The sequence below is a fragment of the Capnocytophaga sp. HP1101 genome (genome assembly GCF_054772415.1).
In genome coordinates this window covers 485,070-503,153 of the sequence record NZ_BPUU01000003.1, presented here as the reverse complement: position 1 = coordinate 503,153, position 18,084 = coordinate 485,070, and the positions used below count along the sequence as shown (strand labels likewise).

17 protein-coding genes are annotated in these 18,084 nt (G+C 38.8%); 7 read left to right on the top strand and 10 right to left on the bottom strand.

The window, feature by feature from the left end; genetic code table 11:
- Positions 1–24 precede the first annotated feature (24 nt).
- Entirely contained in the window at positions 25–1,473 is a 1,449-nt protein-coding gene (gene miaB / locus RCZ04_RS03420; RefSeq protein ID WP_460484554.1) for a MiaB/RimO family radical SAM methylthiotransferase, read from the bottom strand.
- 321 nt (positions 1,474–1,794) lie between these two features.
- Positions 1,795–3,960 carry a TonB-dependent receptor gene (locus RCZ04_RS03415; RefSeq protein ID WP_460484553.1) on the bottom strand — a complete coding sequence of 722 codons (2,166 nt, stop codon included), beginning with the start codon at positions 3,958–3,960 and terminating at the stop codon, positions 1,795–1,797.
- A 356-nt stretch (positions 3,961–4,316) separates the two neighbouring features.
- Between RCZ04_RS03415 and RCZ04_RS03410 the strand changes: the two genes are divergently transcribed.
- Complete coding sequence (locus tag RCZ04_RS03410) at positions 4,317–4,919, top strand: LIC11966 family surface protein (RefSeq protein WP_460484552.1); 603 nt, start codon at positions 4,317–4,319, stop codon at positions 4,917–4,919.
- A gap of 29 nt (positions 4,920–4,948) precedes the next feature.
- Here the strand turns inward: RCZ04_RS03410 and brnQ are convergent, their stop codons facing one another.
- From brnQ to RCZ04_RS03370, 8 genes are all read right to left on the bottom strand, one after another.
- A complete protein-coding gene (gene brnQ / locus RCZ04_RS03405) occupies positions 4,949–6,253 on the bottom strand; it encodes a branched-chain amino acid transport system II carrier protein (protein ID WP_460484551.1) in 1,305 nt (434 codons plus the stop codon).
- Positions 6,254–6,313: 60 nt separating this feature from the next.
- Positions 6,314–7,174, bottom strand: a complete 861-nt coding sequence (locus RCZ04_RS03400; protein ID WP_460484550.1) for an SDR family oxidoreductase — start codon at positions 7,172–7,174, stop codon at positions 6,314–6,316.
- Positions 7,175–7,664: 490 nt separating this feature from the next.
- A complete protein-coding gene (locus tag RCZ04_RS03395; protein ID WP_460484549.1) occupies positions 7,665–8,477 on the bottom strand; it encodes a CPBP family intramembrane glutamic endopeptidase in 813 nt (270 codons plus the stop codon).
- 42 nt (positions 8,478–8,519) lie between these two features.
- On the bottom strand, positions 8,520–10,859 hold the full coding sequence (locus tag RCZ04_RS03390; protein ID WP_460484548.1) for a TonB-dependent receptor: 2,340 nt from the start codon (positions 10,857–10,859) through the stop codon (positions 8,520–8,522).
- A gap of 243 nt (positions 10,860–11,102) precedes the next feature.
- On the bottom strand, positions 11,103–12,263 hold the full coding sequence (locus RCZ04_RS03385) for a helix-turn-helix domain-containing protein (RefSeq protein WP_460484547.1): 1,161 nt from the start codon (positions 12,261–12,263) through the stop codon (positions 11,103–11,105).
- 364 nt (positions 12,264–12,627) lie between these two features.
- Positions 12,628–13,890: a site-specific integrase gene (locus RCZ04_RS03380; protein ID WP_460484546.1), complete on the bottom strand. Its 1,263-nt coding sequence runs from the start codon at positions 13,888–13,890 to the stop codon at positions 12,628–12,630.
- Entirely contained in the window at positions 13,887–14,336 is a 450-nt protein-coding gene (locus RCZ04_RS03375) for a hypothetical protein (RefSeq protein ID WP_460484545.1), read from the bottom strand. The genes RCZ04_RS03380 and RCZ04_RS03375 overlap by 4 nt, the downstream gene beginning before the upstream one ends.
- Positions 14,333–14,737: a hypothetical protein gene (locus RCZ04_RS03370; protein WP_009419894.1), complete on the bottom strand. Its 405-nt coding sequence runs from the start codon at positions 14,735–14,737 to the stop codon at positions 14,333–14,335. The genes RCZ04_RS03375 and RCZ04_RS03370 overlap by 4 nt, the downstream gene beginning before the upstream one ends.
- 135 nt (positions 14,738–14,872) lie before the next feature.
- Between RCZ04_RS03370 and RCZ04_RS03365 the strand changes: the two genes are divergently transcribed.
- From RCZ04_RS03365 to RCZ04_RS03340, 6 genes are read left to right on the top strand one after another with little or no spacing between them, the layout of a single operon-like run.
- The gene (locus RCZ04_RS03365) at positions 14,873–15,115 is read left to right on the top strand and encodes a hypothetical protein (RefSeq protein WP_460484544.1); all 243 of its coding nucleotides are present in this window, start codon (positions 14,873–14,875) and stop codon (positions 15,113–15,115) included.
- Between the two features lie 42 nt (positions 15,116–15,157).
- On the top strand, positions 15,158–15,400 hold the full coding sequence (locus RCZ04_RS03360; protein WP_460484543.1) for a hypothetical protein: 243 nt from the start codon (positions 15,158–15,160) through the stop codon (positions 15,398–15,400).
- A 7-nt stretch (positions 15,401–15,407) separates the two neighbouring features.
- Positions 15,408–15,734, top strand: a complete 327-nt coding sequence (locus RCZ04_RS03355; RefSeq protein WP_460484542.1) for a DUF3853 family protein — start codon at positions 15,408–15,410, stop codon at positions 15,732–15,734.
- Positions 15,727–16,008, top strand: coding sequence for a DUF3853 family protein (locus RCZ04_RS03350; protein ID WP_009411192.1), 282 nt, complete (start codon positions 15,727–15,729; stop codon positions 16,006–16,008). Before RCZ04_RS03355 ends, RCZ04_RS03350 begins: the two co-directional genes overlap by 8 nt.
- A gap of 2 nt (positions 16,009–16,010) precedes the next feature.
- Entirely contained in the window at positions 16,011–16,754 is a 744-nt protein-coding gene (locus RCZ04_RS03345) for a transcriptional regulator (RefSeq protein ID WP_460484541.1), read from the top strand.
- The gene (locus RCZ04_RS03340; protein WP_460484540.1) at positions 16,747–18,081 is read left to right on the top strand and encodes a replicative DNA helicase; all 1,335 of its coding nucleotides are present in this window, start codon (positions 16,747–16,749) and stop codon (positions 18,079–18,081) included. The genes RCZ04_RS03345 and RCZ04_RS03340 overlap by 8 nt, the downstream gene beginning before the upstream one ends.
- The last annotated feature ends 3 nt before the right edge of the window (positions 18,082–18,084 follow it).

The window sequence follows — 18,084 nt, the reverse complement described above, 5'->3', positions numbered from 1 at the left end:
GTTATTACTTTTATCTCTTGTCTTTTACCTCCTCTCAATACTAATCCCCACAGCTTTGCCGATGAGGGTCGTTGAAGTACAATTCGTTACTTCTACCAATACAAAATCACCTACTTTGTAATTTTCTTTGGGGAATACCACTACAGTATTTTGGGTGTTACGCCCCATCCATTCATCAGGTGATTTTTTAGAAGTACCTTCAATGAGCACTTCCACAGTTTTGCCTACTTGGGCTTGGGTGCGGTACAAACTGTGCTTTTGTTGCAGGTCGATGATTTCGGCTAAACGGCGTTTTTTCACTTCTTCAGGCACATCGTCTTCTATTTTGCGTGCGGCTAACGTACCTGGGCGCTCCGAATAAGCAAACATAAACCCAAAATCGTACTTCACATATTCCATTAGCGAAAGCGTATCGCGGTGATCTTCTTCAGTTTCAGTAGGGAAACCGGCGATCATATCTTGTGAAATGGCACATTCAGGAATGCGCTTGCGTATGCTATCAATAAGGGCAAAGTACTCTTCACGGGTGTGCAGGCGGTTCATTGCCTTCAAAATACGATTGCTACCACTCTGTACGGGCAGGTGAATGTATTTGCAGATATTAGAGTGCTTCGCCATTGTGTCGATTACATCAAGGGTCATATCCTGCGGATTAGAGGTTGAAAAGCGAATGCGCATTTCAGGGTAAGCCGTTGCTACCATATCAAGTAGTTTAGCAAAGTTAATGGCAGTAGCCTGTTGCATCTCACTTGCCTTACTGAAATCCTTTTTGAGTCCGCCACCGTACCAAAGGTAGCTATCTACGTTTTGCCCTAAGAGAGTAACTTCTTTAAAGCCGCGCTCTTGCAGGTCGGCTATTTCGTTGAGGATAGAATAAGGGTCACGACTGCGTTCGCGTCCGCGCGTAAAAGGAACAATGCAGAAAGTACACATATTATCGCAACCGCGCGTGATCGATACAAAGGCGGTTACCCCATTGCTATTGAGTCGAATAGGCGCAATATCAGCATAAGTTTCGTCTTTTGAAAGAATCACATTTACAGCCTCACGACCCTCTTCTACTTCTTCAAGCAGATTGGGCAAATCCTTATAGGCATCGGGGCCTACTACCATATCCACGATTTTTTCTTCTTCTAAGAAAGCGTGTTTTACCCTTTCGGCCATACAGCCTAACACCCCCACTTTCATCGCAGGTTTCTTGCGTTTGTACACATTGAACTGTTCCAAGCGCTTGCGAATGGTCTGTTCAGCCTTTTCGCGCACCGAGCAAGTATTGATGAGCACCAAATCGGCTTCATCTACAACATCAGTAGTATTATAGCCTGCTTTCGAGAGAATAGAAGCCACAATTTCGCTGTCGGAAAAGTTCATTTGGCAACCGTAGCTCTCAATATACAGTTTTTTAGTATTGTTATTATCAGCTTGTAGCACAAGACTTTGTCCTTGCTTACTTTCGTCTATTTCTTTAGCCATAGAGGTTTGAGTTCTTGAATTGAGGGCGCAAAGATAATGATAATTTTTTAATATAAATCAAGTGCCACTAATAATAATATTTGACTTATTGTGAGTTACAGTAGTAGGAATCGTTACATATTGTGCAGTCACAGATCTTTTATCACGTTGTAGGGGCTAATAGCAATTTAGCTCTTAATAAATTAATTCAATTTTTGATTTACATTCTTTAATTAACGCCAGTTTGATATATTATTACCTTACAACCTTAGCTATATATCCACCTATTTTACTCGCACATCATACTTATTACAAGTTTACCTATTACCTTTTATTTTTCCTCTAAAAAGAGAGTGTTACGCCTGCTAAGTAATTGGCTTCGGCGGCAGGGATATACACCATTCCGTAGCTATTGTCGCCGTAAGGAGCATATTTCGCGTTGAAAATATTGTTGCCCATTACTGAGAACAACACCGATTTGAAGGTGTTCTTAGGCTTCCACTCGTATTGCAAACTGAGGTTGTTCACAAAATAAGCGTCGAGTTTGGCTTCGTCGCGCTGGGTGTTATCTACATACTGTTCGCCTACATATTTGGATATCAAACTCACTTGAAAACCATCGATAGGGACGAAAGTAATGGTATTGCCTATGATTACGTTAGGGGAATACGAAATGCGCGTATCGCCCCAACTAATGGTACGAGTGGCCACGTCAGCATCTTGACTTTTGTAATCCTTGTTCACGTTTTTGCTAAAAGCTACATTGGGCGACCAGAACCAACGATCGGAGAGTTGTACCATCGCATCAGCTTCTATACCGGCGCGGTAGCTTTTGCCCACATTCTCACGGATAGGATAGCCTGTGCTGTTGAGTTTGCCCGAAAGCACCAATTGGTCTTGATAGCCCATATAGTAACCATTGAGGTTCAAGCGCACTTTTTCGGTAGTAAGTCGCCAGCCGAGTTCAAAGTCGTTGAGCTTTTCGGCGATAGGCTTCTTGGCGTTAGGGTCGTCCTGCAAAGCTTCGTAATAGCTCTTGTAATCAGAACGGTTGGGCTCTTTGGTAGCGCGTGCATACGAAAAATAAATATCGTTGTGAGCGTTCAACAGATAAGTGATTCCCGCTTTGGGGTTGAAACTGTTGAGCGTTTCATCTATCTGATATTTAGCAGCTTTATAGCCTACGTGACGGTATTGCACATCGGCGAACAAACTCCATTTTGCCGCCAATAGCCAAGTGAGTTTGGCATAGCCCGCAGCTTCTTCTTTGGTATTCAAGCCTTCATAGCTATAACGGTTTTTATAAACAAAAGGAGCTTTTTCAGCCCAAATCAAATCCTTGTAATGCGCTCCTTCATAACGATTGAGCAAACCGCCGAAGAGCAATTGCACACCATTTTTCTGATAGTTGGCCGAAAAGGTTGTGCCCCAGAAATCGTTGTCTAAGCCTTGTTGGTGAATGATATACGCTTTTTGTTCTTTGCCCGCTCCATCGAGTAGTTTGGGCAATCCTACTTTAGAATATTTTTTCTTCTCATAGTTTTCCCAATAGCCTTTACCTTTGGTGTAATGGAAAGAAAGTTGGGTATGCCAAGCGGTATTCCATTGTTGCATCCAGTGCAATTGGGCGTGGTCTTGCTGGTAATTATCGGTTTCGTTGTTGTAAAACTGCTTATTACCTGCCGCATCTTTGTATTCCCCTGCAGGATTGTAACGGCGATCTTTTTCCAAAGTTTCTTTATCTACCCCCAGATAAGTGAGGTATACACTTTGGCGGCCGCCAAATACCAATCCTTTGATGAGCGTACCTCCGTGACTATACGCCCCTTGCAAGAAATACGACTTAAGGTCGGATGAGGCACGGTCGCGGTAGCCATCGCTTTTGATGACTGAAAAACGTCCGCTGAGTTCAAAGCGATCGTTGAGTTTGCCCGTAGAGAGCTTGAGGCTGTGCTTGTGAGTGTTATAACTGCCATAGAAATTAGCGAGTTCGCCTGAGGCGTGTTCTTGAACCGCATCGGTGAGGACGTTCAGGCTCGCGCCGAAAGCCCCTGCCCCATTAGACGAAGTCCCTACCCCGCGTTGTAGCTGAATACTCTCTGCAGAAGAAGCAAAATCGGAAAGGTTATACCAAAAGACCCCTTGCGACTCGGAGTCGTTAAGCGGTACACCATTGATAGTTACATTCGTACGATAAAGGTCGGAGCCACGCACGAACATATTGCTACTGCCAAAACCAGAGCCGTCTTCGCTATAACTCACTACATTAGGCAACTGACCTAACAGCAAAGGCAACTGCTGACCAAAGTTTTTGTTTTTGATTTCCTCCTTAGAAAGGTTAGAAAAAGTAACGGGATTTTTTTTAGTAGCCCTCACCGATGATACCAATACTTCATCGAGCTGAATGGGCTTTGATTGAGGAGTGATTGAGTCCAAAGGAGACTCAGCTTGTTGCGCAAAGGCCACGGTAGAGAGGCCTAATGCCGTGTACAGAAGTACATTTTTCATTTTGAAATAGATTATTTCACAAATAAAAGAGGTGATTATTTGGTGGTTCAAAAAAAATAAAAAAAGCCTGTTCATGCTACCCAAAAGCAAAAACAAGCCAAATGCTTAGTTTCATTCCTTGTACGGGATTATCCGTTCAAGTTCAATGGGTATAATCTCAGCCTGTTACAGCACCCCTTATGAGACGGCGGCAAAATTACAAAAAAATTGACAATTGACAATTGACAATTGAAAAAAAAATGATATTTCCTAAATACACTGTTAAAATAATGATAAATCTTAAACGATTTCTTGGTCGTTTATGCGTATTATCTTATATTTGCCCCTTAGTTTTTTAATCATTAAATAAATCAGTTATGATGGACTTTCTAAAGAATCTTCAGAATATGATGGGAGGTAATGCCTCAGCTGAAGATATGCAAAAACAAATGGAGCAGATGCAACAGCAAATGCAAGAACAAATGAACGCTGCTATGGGCGGTGGTGAAAAAAGAGGCTGGCAACCCGATGAAGGTATATACTACGCCAAAGGCGAGTACGACAATTCTGTAGAGTATAACAATGAGATTGTGTGCATTACCAACGGTTGTGAAGATGAAATGGAAGCAATGAACGACGCTATGTTTGATGAGGATTTCAACCGTGCTGAAGAAGTGCGCTTGCAATGGATTGAAGACCTTGTAGCTTTTAAAGACGAAGCTCGCAAACTCGGTGCTTACAAGGGAGATACCTCCTTACTCGAAGCGGCTATCAAATACTTTGACGGCTTTGATGCTTTGATGAAAGACGGCTACAAAACCCTTATTCAAATGCGATTAAAAGGTCTCAAAGGCACTCCTGAAGAACAAGCTCAACTCAAGAAAAACAACGCCTTTATGCTACAACTATCCGAAGAATTTAACGCCGTAAGCGATGATTTCATTGAACGTTATGAAGACGAAGACGATGATGATGAATAATAAAAAACTGCCATAAGGCAGTTTTTTTATTACCTTCGTATAAACTCTTTTATAAATGCCGTAATAATAAAAGTTAGCAAGGTAGGTAAAAACCATTCTAAATCATAATGGCTTAAAGGTAATAGGTCTTTAATTTCGTAGAGCCTATCAAAGGGTAAACCTAACGTTTGACAGCTATCGACTATAGAGATAATAGCAGTGACCAATACGCTCAAAATGTAAGGTAATTTGCTATCTACAAAACGGTCAAACAATAAAACGGTTATGATGAGAGTGGAGATTATAGGGTATATAAATAGTAAAATGTAAATCGCATAGTTGATAATGTTATCTACTGTGTTGATAGATAGTATCAATGAAAGAAGAGAGCAGGCTATGGCGCCTACTTTATACGGGATACGCTGGTGTGTTACTTCTTCAAAAAACAAGCCCACTGCCGATGTAAGAGCTATAGCCGTTGTAAGGCAAGCAAAGCCAATAGCCAAAGCAACAGTGATAGTTCCCCATTTCCCTAAAACAGAATGCGAGATGTGTAACAAGAGCTCAGTGCGTTGTACGTTATCGGTGAGAGGGTAATCGGTAGTGGCGCCTAAGTAGATAAGTCCTCCATAAATAAACAACAAACAGAGCGTAGAAAGCATTCCAGCTGCGAAAGTAACAGAAGTGCGCTCGTTACGTGAAGTATAACCACTATCTATCACGGCTGCAATAACAATACCTGCAAAGATAACCGAAGCCAGCAAATCCATTGTTTGATAGCCTTCTAAGAAGCCCAAAGAGAAACTCTCGGTGGCGGTTAATGCCGTAGTGGTAATATGGTCAGGGGGGAAGCATATGCCTAAAACAATAAGCAACACCAAAACTACCAGTAGAAAAGGCGTCAGAAACCTGCCTATAATGCTTACTATCTTCGATTTTGATATGGATAAGGCGGTTACAATCACAAAGAAAAGAACAATAAACCACGCCTTAGGAAGTGCAGGAAATAAGGGTTGTATGCCCACTTCAAAAGTGGTAGCGGCGGTACGTGGTATGGCAACCAACGGTCCTATGCATAGAATAACTAATAACGTAAGGATTTTAATGAGCCAAGGATGGGTTTTCTTGCCTAAATCGGTGAAGTGAGTACCGGTTTTTGCGACCATCAGTACGCCTAAAAAAGGGGCTAAAATGGCTGTGATAAAAAAGCCTAATAGTGCCATACCCCATTCTGCTTCAGTTCTTAACCCTATGAATGGAGGCAATATAAGATTTCCCGCCCCGAAGAACATTGCGAACAAAGCGAAGCCTACGGTGGTAATAGTTTTCCATCTGTTTTTACGCATATGATACATAGTGCTAAGAAATAACTTTGCAAAGGTAATAAATTTATATTACAAGTGCAAATATTTATTTCAAAGCCCCTCAAAAAACACCTTCAATCGATGTTTTCCTACCTGCATTGGTGCTACTGAATCCATTGCCATTACGGTGAAAACGAATTCCACAGTACCATAAGCAGCCTTAGGCAAGAGGTATTTTCCTATCTTCAAAGCGCACTTCCGTACCCACTCAGGCAAGAAACTCACCTTGACAGGCTTATGTAACACCTCAAAAGCCAATTCCGCAATCTGATATTGGGTAAGCACCTCAGCGCCCCCTACATTCACTTCCTCGTTAGAATCGACTAATTGTGCTACACACACTTCGGCTAAATCCTCGCCGTGAATAGGATTCATAGCGTACTGCCCACGTCCGAACAAACGCACTTTTCCTTCCTTAGCCATCGAAAAGAAGGTGGCTATATCGCTGTAAAACGCCGATGGACGAACGATACAATAGTCCAAACCGCTGGCTTTAAGGGCATCTACAAAGCGTTCTTTCGCTGCCCCAATGGCGATATGGCGCATTTTTTCGCCGTTTAATACAGATACATACACGAACTTACGCACGCCTGAGCGAAGGGCTTCATCGAGTAGATTCTTGTTTGCCTGATAATCTACTTGCTCGTAGGTGAGTTTATCCTTCTGACGAGTAATGCCCACAGTGGAAATCACCTGTGTGATTCCCTTACATACACCGTGCAAAGTGTGTGGCTGAGTTACTTCAGCCTCGACGACTTCCAATAGTGGATGCGTGAGCAAGGCGGGGGGCAACTTGGCTTTATTACGTACCACGATACGCGTAGGGTATTCTTTTTTTAGCAATTCAGCTAAGATAAACTGACCTAAATAACCGGTTGCACCGGCTAACAATATTTTTTCTTCTGATTTCATTTTGTTCTAATAAATTAATTTAAGAGTTTTAACTTTGTTGAAGTTTAGGACTTTAACAGAGCTTTTAATGAAAAAACAAAGGTACTTATTTATTTTTTAACAGACAAATAAAATTACAAATAACGAATTATAATTGGCAAATATCTATACAATAAGTGTAGCTTAAGCGAACACTAAGCGAACACTAAGCGAATCTATATCGGCTCTACATCGGCTCTACATCGGCTCTACAGTGGTTACTAAGCGAACACTAAGTATAGATTAACCGGAGTCTAACACTATTCATTGCAGTTTTTTCTAAACTTTTACATTATCAAAGAATATTTTATAGGTAGTTCTTAAGTGGTTACTATGTGGTCACTAAGTGGTTACTAAGTGGTGATAAAGCGTAGAATTTCCGATGAAGAAAAAGATTTAAAATATGTTAAATGATAGTCTTTTTTACTATGAAACACTTTATCTATTGATTCATATGCTGTGCTATCAAATACTATACAACTTCTCTACCAAAGAACAACCACCTTTCCTTTACTAAAATATAGCCTGTCAGCACGGCAAATAAGCCTGTTTGTATGACTTTGCTATCGGGGTGGGTGGCGAAGATTTCATTAGAAACATTGGCGACAAGGTGGAAAAGTATCGCTACTAATACGCTCCGCCCCGACTTGTAATACAGCCAATTGATGATGAATACGAAAGTGAACAGACTCACGAAAAAGTTGGCTGTGTAAAGCATTCCTTCGGCTTGCACGTTGCTTTGGTAATAGTCTTTTACGAAAAACAAGGGCAAATGCCATAGACCCCAATAGACCGTAAAGATGACGGACGAGGTAAAGAGCGTCCACCGGCTACGCAAAGCGTCGGTACCGTAGGTGTGCCAAGCTAATTCTTCGACTACCGGAGCCAAACAAAGCACGAACCAAGCGCTGAAGGGCGCCGAACTGAAACTGGGTTTTCCAGATATATAAAACTGTTCTAAGCCGTGCCCTAAGTCGAGTGAAAGCAGTTGTGCTACGATGATAGATAGGGGAGGAAATAGCAAAGCAACCCAGAAATAGCGATTGGTGAGCAAGTTTTTGCCGATGAAACGCGCTTTTAAGTCGGTTAAAAGCAATTTATCACGGGTGAAGAGGTAGGTTGCTACCCCCACAGGGGATAGCAAACCTGCCAATTCAAAGAGACCTTTCCAAAAATTGCTGAGCCCTTCAGGTTGGTGACTGTAATACGCCACCGTGAACCACAACGCCCAAGGAATAATAAGGGAAAGGGTGAAAAATAATATAGGATGTTTATACTTATACATAAATGAGTAGTTAAAAGTTAAAAACTGCCTGTGCGGCTCGCACTAAAATTCGATTTTATAGCTGATATTAGGGATTATCAAAGTAGCTTTACTGAGTTCAATAGCACCGGTTTGATAGTTGTAATTATGGTCGATGTAGATAGGAGCACCGAGTACATTCTTCATTTGGAACGAGAATAAGCTACTGCTCTTGCGGTGATTGATGCGGTAATTCACGGTGAGGTCAGCATACGTAAGGGTGTGTAGTTGCTCGCTAAAGGCGCGACTCTCATCGTATATCACGCGTTTTTGGGCTATCGATTGGTTTTCTAAAATAGGTGAATAGCGCTCGCCACCGGTTACGCTCACACGGGCATTCACGTCTAAAACCTTACGATTGTTGGCAAAATAGAATTCCTTACCGAAGAGCGCATTGAAGGCAAACCCTTTGTTATAGCGTGTGTTACGCCATACATTGTCGCCCGCTTTATATTCTGAAGTGAACACTGAACCGGTGATAAGATAGTAATAATTGTCGCCCAAGAAGCGTTCGAGGGTTAGGTCGATACCGTAATTGCGACCTTTGGTATTATTTACGAGCGCTTTATTGAGGTACAATGCCCTACGCAAATTGATGAGCGAGTAGCTGGTACCCTCTTCACCAGGGATATTCCACAGGTATTGATAATAACCTTCGAGCTTTAAACGGAGTTTATCGGTAATCAACCAATCGTAGCCCAACACAAAATGATGTGCCTCGCTGAGCTTTAAATCGAGGTTGGGTTGCGCACCTGCGACCTCTATCATATACACACTAAGGTCTTCAGGCTGAGTGTGTTTGCCGTAACCAAAGCTTAAACTGTGCTTATCAGAAAGTTTCAAAGACAAGCCTACGCGGCTCTCGAGTGTGAGTTCCTTATTCAAAGCAAAATAAGTAGTATGCAAACCGACGTTAGCCAAGAGCGAAGGCGATAGCTGATATTTGAGTTGCGCATAGCCCTCAGTGAGGTTGGTACTACCCGCCGAATTGGTGATACGCGCATAAGTGGCAGGGATATAGTCCTGAGCGGCACTGAGATTGTATTTATAAAAAAGCTGTTTGGTGGTAATTCCTGCTTTTAAAGTCGCCGAAGGGGAGAATTTATGGGTAAGCGAAGTCGCTAAGGTAAGCGTTCCATTTTGCTTTTTAAGCCTGCTATCGGGGGTGAAATGAGATGCATCATCGGCAAGATAATCGGTAGTGATATGGTCGTCAGTACCTGAAAAAGCGAGGTGAGACTCTACAAAATTGCTTTCGCCAGCGGTAATTTGGTGACGCAAGCCCATAGCTCCCACGTAGGTATCCCAATTATTATCCACCCGGTCGATATCGGTTTTCCAATCGGCAGGAGTTTTTGAAGCCTCTTTGTGGGTGTTATCAATACCACCGATACCCCATAAAGAGAAAGTACCTGCCTTTTCTGTAGGGAAGTTTAGCTTGAAAGAAAGGTCTTGATACTTGATGCGTTGCCCTGTGTTGTTAATCTTCAAATCATTGAGCAAGCCCAGAGTAGAATAGCGATAGTTGAAGAGATACGAAGCACCACTTTTGCGTGAGAGGGGACCTTCGGAAGCAAAATCGAGCCCCAGTACGCCCACCTGAGCCGTATGTTCGTGGCGAGTGGCGTTACCAGTGCGCATTTTCACATCGAACACAGCGGCGAGGGCATTACCGTACTCGGCAGGAAAAGCGCCTGTAAGGAAATCGGAATTGCCAATCACCTGATTGCTAAAGAGCGTAACCAGCCCTCCCCCGATGACATTACCCCCAGAGAAATGCTGAGGAGAAGGGATTTCGACACCTTCCAACCGCCAAGAAACGCCTTGCGGAGCATTACCGCGCACGATGATAGAGTTGTCTTGCAGATTGCCTGTAGAGACGCCCGCAAACGCCGAAGCCAAGCGCGCAGGGTCACCCAGTCCGCCCGCATAACGTTGAGTTTCCTCTACTGAAAAAGCTCGTGCACTCACAGTAGCCATAGTATTGAGAGGTTTCTCCTTGCGAATGCCCGCCACCACCTCAACGGCTTCAAGCTCGGTGGCAGCTTCTTTTAGGGCGATAGATAGCACTACTTCCTTGGCTGAGGTAATCATCACTTCAGGAATCACGCGACTTTCGTAGCCTATATACGATATTTGTAGCGTTATACGACCTATAGGAAGGTTGGTTATTGAAAAGTTACCCGCCTCATCGGTAGTAGTTCCGATAACGGGGTCGGAGTTTTGCACCACTACGGTAGCGCCCATTAAGGGTTCGTGAGTGCTTTCGTCAAAGATGTTACCCTTGAGGGTTTGCGTAAATTCTTGCCCGTGTGCTATAATGGGAAGCACGAGAAAAAGGGCGAGGTGTAATAAAGTTCTCATTGCGATGTACGTTTAAAATTCTGGGGCAAAGGTACAGCGCAAAAGGTAGTGCATCGCCCAAGCGTGAGGGATTGGACTTATTTCTAATAGTTAACGGTTAATGGTTAATAGTTAATTTGTAGTGAAGCAAGCGATTAGGTTTGTAATACTTTGCTAAAGACTGATACTATAGTAAAGTTAAAAAAGCGGATATGAAGTTGTAAAAAGAGGTTTGCGTGAGGGATTGGACGCTTTTTCGTTGTATCAAACTGCTAATTCAGCATTGATATATTGCGAAGGTGTTACATCTTTTAGCTTCTTGAACACTTGGTTAAACGACGATTTGGAATTAAAACCTGCCTCATAAGCAAAGCCTAACAGACTGAAGTTTCTGTTTTTGTCATTCCGAACAAGGGTGATGAACTCTTCTACACGATAGCCATTCACGAAGTCGTAAAAATTCTTTTGCTCATACTGGTTGATGATTTGGGAGAGATGATTGGGCAAGACACCTAACATCTCGGCTAATTGCGCTAAAGAAAGTTTAGGTTCTAAGTAAGGTTTTTGAGATTGCATTAAGGTTAAAAGCTGCTGGTGCAAGGCAGCCGCCTCGTCGGTTTTGAGCCCCGATTTGCGGTATTCAGGAGTTTTAACTTGTTCATCTAAGTTATTCAATTTGTCTCCCTCGCCCGACTTGTCTGAAGTTTCTTTACTAAAAATCCCCTGATACCTTATCCCCCAGAAGCCAATAAGCCCAATAAGTACCACAAACAGAGCAAAGGGTACTAACTCTACATTAAAGCCCAACTCAATTTCTAAAGAATATTCTAATACATACACCGCTACCAGTAGCCCAGCAATAAGCACAAAACCCACCAATAACAATTGCAACCATTGCAAACTAATTCCCTCGTTGTAAGCAAAATGATCGCCTATCACACGTTGGTAAGTATTGATTTTGCGGTAAGCCAACACAAAATACACCGCACTCACTACTATAAATCCTATAAATGAGCACGTAAAAAACCATTGAAACTCGCTGTTGTAATCGGCATTGTCTATCATAGCCTTTTCTTGAGCGGTATAGCCAAAAAGGAAGGGAAACATCAGTGCGTAGGTAAGCACAAAAGGGATAAAATGCAAACTGTCGCGCCACACAAATCGCTGCTGTTCACGCGAACACACCGATACGTACAAATAAGCAAAAGGTGCAAACAACAGCGGAAAAGGGTGTGTAGCGCCTACCAAATGTGGGTACTTTGCCCAATAGCCTAAATAGTGCAAATAGTAGTTCAGCAAGTAAATACCAATACACACCAGCCACACCCCCAGCACCTTATCCGATAAGGATTTCGGTTGCTTGGTAAAGAGCAATATCGCTAAGAAAAAACACAAGAAAATCCCGATAGTAAAGAGTGTGTTCATTATTATCTTTGTTGTTATTGATGGTGCAAATATAGCGATAATACAAGAAAACGCCAATAAGTTTATTAGTTAATGATAAATAAATGAGAAAATATGATAACTTTTAGAGAATATACATAGAACAATACATAAAAGACGAGAACTAAACAGAAAAATGTTTCCATTTAGTTCTCGCCCTACAATAAAAATGTGATGTGGAGTCGGAGAGAATCACATTAAGAAGTAATAAATAACAATAAAAAACAAAAATACTGATTTTTAATGATTTATAAAAAATGAAACACTAATAAAAGCTAATAAAGACTAATAGAGAACATTGTTTTTAGTCCCTGATTTTAGCAGTAGGGACAAATGCCCCCCATACCTATAAAAGATTAAATTTACTCATAGCATTTGCTTTTGTTTCATCTGCTATATCAATATAGGGTTTCATTGTTTTGTAATCACTATGCCCTGTCCATTTCATAATTACTTGAGGGGGTATACCTAAAGAAAGAGCATTACAAATAAATGTACGTCTTCCTGCGTGAGTACTTAGTAATGCATACTTAGGGATTACCTCATCAAAGCGTTTACTCCCTATATAATAAGTTTCTCGAATAGGTTCATCAATACCTGCTAATTGAGCTAATTCTTTTAGGTAGTCATTCATTCTTTGATTTGTGATAACAGGTAAGGCACGCCCTTTTTTATCTTGGTAATCTTTGTATTTATCTAATATTTTTTTACTATGTTCATTTAGTTCTATTGTTAGGCTATCATTAGTTTTCACTGTAGTTACTTCTATGAATTTATCCTTCACATCACTCTTTTTTAAGTTTTCTACATCCGAATAGCGTAAGCCAGTAAAACATTGAAACAAGAATACATCACGAACTTTTTCAAGGTAATTATTTTCTTTTGGAATTTCAAACTCTCTAAATAGTTTAAATTCTGATGGGGTCAAGAAAATAATTTTCTTTTGTGTAGTTTTTAACTTAGGTTTGAAGTTTTCAAAAAAAACATTTGTATTATATCCCTTCTTATTACTCCAACGCAAAAACCATTTTACAAAAGATATATTTTTTAAAACGGAAGAATTTTTCTGCTTCAATTCTTCTTGTAAATAATTAAGATATTCTACAAATTTCTCTTCAGTGAATTTCTCAAAAGTGAGTTCAGGGTCAAAGTTAAATAAATGATTTTTTATAACGTGAAGTTTCTTTTTAGTAGCCTCTGTCCACTGGTTAAAAGCTCCTTCTTCAGCCATAAAATCATCATAATATTGAAAAAAAGATTTCTCTAATACTACTTTCTTCTCTCTACCAATGTTAGAATTAAAAACAGATTGAAACTGCTCTTTATTTGGTACCACTTTCTGTACCTCAAAGTATTTGATTGTATCCTCGCAGGCTTGTTCAAAAAGTTGTAGTTTTCTATTGATAACACTGGCAGGAATTTTCTTCTTACCGTGTGTAGTGTTAGTTTTACAACGTTGAGTTTCGTTGCTCCACTTGTCTACTTCTATACGATAGCCCAAATTAAAGGCAACAATGTTACCTTCCCACTTTATACGATAGCGGGTACGAGCATCAGGTTTATCTTTTTCCTTATCTAATAGGAATTGACAATGATATTTTAAGTTCATTTTTGATTTTCCTTTATAGTTATCAAAATTGTTTTAGCTTTCCAGCTACTTTCTGTTTTTATGTATTGTATGCTACCTTCTATATTTAAGGTCTCATCTTTATTAACAAGTCTAAAAAGTCCTCCGTTAGGATAAAAATCTCCATTATTATCCATTACATCTAAAAAACTATTTTTAGCACTATTTAGAAAAGGCATAAGTTGAATTTGACCATTCTTTAAAAATTGTACTTCTCCTATAAATTTTATCGAATAATAGGAAATGTCGTTTTTCACCTTCTTAATTCCATCTTCTTTTTCAAATGAAGTTAGTTTGGCTTTTTCTCTACTTTCTTTAAAAATAATGTTAGCCAAATCTTCTTGTGCTTTTTCTGTGCTAACCTGAGAATAAGCTACAGCATTTAGTAAAAATACTAAAAATAGAAGTATTACATTTTGGAGTTTCATTTTTGAGTGTTTTTTAAAATTTCCAACAACATACTCATTTGTTCTTGACTTGTTTTAAGTCGTTCAGTGAGTTCTTTGTGTTGTTCTATTATTTTGGAAACATCTTCATTTGAAATAGAAATTGTTACATTCCCACCAGTAATATTATTACCAACAAAACCATTTTTTGATTTAACATTAGAATTGTCAATGACTACAGTACCTTTTTTTAACATTTCCCCCTCCCCTAATAACAACCATAATGGCTCTATTTCAGGATAAGACTTTAATATTTTAACTAAATTATCTGTCCCTACGCTTTTATTTTTATCTAAAAACCCATTAGAAAGTCCAACTTCTCTATAAAAAGAAAGTTTACTAATTCCTTTGTAATCAATAAATTGCAAAATTCTCTCAACCATAATGAAAATATTTTTAGTTTTTTTACTAATATTTCTTTTGTATTTAGCTTTTAATCTATATATTTGCACCCGAAATACAATTCCATTTAGATTTAAAATCCAATCACTAAATAATCGGCAAATATATAAATAAAAATGAAAGTAAGTAAAATTATCATCGAAAAAATTTTAAACGACAACAATTTTAGCATTGAATTGGCTAAAAGATTAGGCAACCAACAGCAGTCAGTATTAGGCTTGGCAAGAAGAAACAGTCGAAATTTAACTCTTTGGGAAGCGGTTCTATTTTACAAAGAACAAGGGTTCAGTGAAGAGCAAATCTTTCACGATTTAAACTCTGAAAAGGCTACACCTGTACAGACAGAACTAAGCAATTAAGGTTAGATTAAAAACAACAACTATCCAAAAATCAATTGTACAATGAATTTAGAAGCAAAACTACTCTTAAAGGTCATAATGTTCTTGTACAACAAGAATATAGATGTCGTTGGGGAGATTTACTCAGGTAAAATCTCTAACACAATGGTCGCTCATCTTATTGATAGAGCACAGAGAGCCCGTAATCAATACAAAAATAATGAATTAGGATGGATTGATTTTATTCGGCATCTTGACAGGGAAAACTGTCAAATATTAGCTGAATATGTGTTTAACAAAAAATAATGTCTTTATGAAAATAACACATAACACAGAAGTATCAGTAAGAGAGCAACTTATTGAAATACAATCAAAAATAGTAAATATATTAGCTTTCTTATCCTCCGACATAGAGGAAACAGAAACTATTGAAGTAAGTTCTTTTCCTAAAGATAAATCTTTAGAAAAGAAATACGTATATGGTTTAAAAGGCCTTGCATCCATATTGGGATGTTCTAAATCACACGCACAAAACATTAAAAATTCTGGAATATTAGATAAGGCTATTATTCAGAATGGACGCAAAATAATAGTTGATGTAGAAATGGCTATAACTCTATTTCAAAAACGTTATGAATAACTTAGACCCCGATACACCTTTGTTTAAACTTACCCTACAAGAACTAAAAGCTGAACTTATGGAAGAGATTCAGAATCAATTCTCTACTCTCTTCCCTAAGAAAAAATATGAGTATGGTATAAAAGGATTAGCTAAAATATTAGGTTGTTCACGTGCAAAAGCAAGTAAAATTAAAAACTCAGGTATCATAGATGAGGCTATATTTCAGAATGGAAAAATAATTGTTATTGATATAGAAAAAGCCTTAGAACTTTTGAATAAGAATAAAGAATAGCAATGGAATATCTCGAACTAATAAAGAAATATTGGAGTATGAATGAGGTATTTCCTCAAAGCTATTCTATTACTTGTATGTATCTTTTTCTATTAGAATCTTGGGACAAAAACAATAAAAAAGATTTCGAGATATCTGACTATGATATTTCAAAAAAACTGATAATAACAAGAGTTTCTGTTAGAAAAAACAGAAAAAAACTTAGAGATTTGGGACTCATTAACTATCAAATTCGCAAAGGTTTTCCCATATTATATAAAATCATTCCAGATTACGTCATTCGTAAAGGTAAAGAGGTAATTTCAGTTGCAAAAAAAGAAAAAGCTGCATCTAAGAGTACTGCAAAACAAGTTGTTTCAGTTATGCCTTCAGGTCAAGAAACCATTTCACAGTCAGTGCAAATGGCACGACCTACTATACCTGTTATTTTGCCTTCTGAGACTAAAGAAAAACAATTTTCTAAAATGTCTTCTAACATTCCTTCTATCGAAGAGTTTATAGCTTATGCTAAAACGTTAAGTATTTATAAGGAAGATTTAGAAGAACACTTAAAAATAAAATATGAAACTTGGAAAGAGAATGGATGGATAACAGGCTACAATAAGCCTATTGTAAATTGGAAACAAACTTTAAAAAACACTATGCCCTATTTAGCCTCAAACTCAAATAATCAGAATATTTTCAATGTACCTAAGCTCAATAGCATTCCTAAAATAAACAGACCTAAAGCAACTTACAATGAATGAAAATATCAATATAGATATAGAAAAATACGTACTCGGCAATCTTGTGAGTGAGTCTCAACTCATTGCACAATACTATAATATGCTGAGTGTTTATCTTTTTTCTGCACCACAACATCAAGCTATTTACGAAACTATTGTGCAAGTTTGGAAACAATACGGCACTGTGGATTTGATATTATTAGGAAAAGAATTTGAGAAAAAAAAGCTAAATTCATACACTGCTTATTGTATTGACTTGGCTACTTTTGCTATTTCATCAGCTAATATAGAGTATCATATAATGCTTTTAGTACAGGCTTCTGTAAAGCGTGATTTTGTCAATAAATTCTCTGTACTTCTCAGTATGGCTCAAAAAAAAGAAAATGATATATTTGACATACGCGATAAAGCCTTTGAATATTTCAATAACCTCTTTATTGATAAGTTTATTGAAAATAACCGTCAAGCACGTGAGTTTTCTGAATTAGTAGAGGCTGTACAAAAGAATTTTGAGAGTATTCATCAAGGGAAGCTCACAGGTTTACAAAGTTCTCTAACTATTATCAATAAAGTATTTGGAGGTTGGCAGAACTCTAATCTTACCATTGTTGCAGGTCGTCCTGGTATGGGAAAAACTACTTTCTTAGTACAACAAATTGTAGATATGGTCGTTCAAGGATATTCAGTAGGGGTATTTTCGTTGGAAATGTCGGCTGAACAAATTGCCTCTAAAATTATTACCAATTATACTGACATCCCTAATTCATCTATTCTTCGCAAAGGACTTAAAGACGAGGAGGTGTATCGCTATATCTCTCTGAAAGATAATCTTGCCCAAATGAAAATTCATATAGACGACACTTCATCCATTTCAATTGAAAATCTTAAAATGAAGGCAAAATCAATGGAACTCCGCTATCATATCAACATATTGTTTGTTGATTATCTACAACTCATCACCTATCCTAAAGCAGGTAATAGAGAGCAGGAGATTTCTTTTATCTCTCGAAGCTTAAAAGGGCTTGCAAAAGAACTCAATATCCCCGTGATAGCCCTTTCTCAACTCTCCCGTAATGTAGAACAACGTGCAGACAAGCGTCCTTTTCTTTCTGACCTAAGAGACTCAGGGGCTATTGAACAAGATGCCGATGAAGTGGTATTTCTTTATCGACCTGAATATTACGGTATTGACCATTGGGATAAGGAATACAACAACGAAAGTACCAAAAACGAGGTAGAAATCATTATATCCAAGAATAGACACGGAGGCATTCTCTCAGAGCGTTGTATTGTAAATATGGCAACATCAAAGTTTAGAAATTTGAAAAAAGATTTTAGTTCAATATAAAAC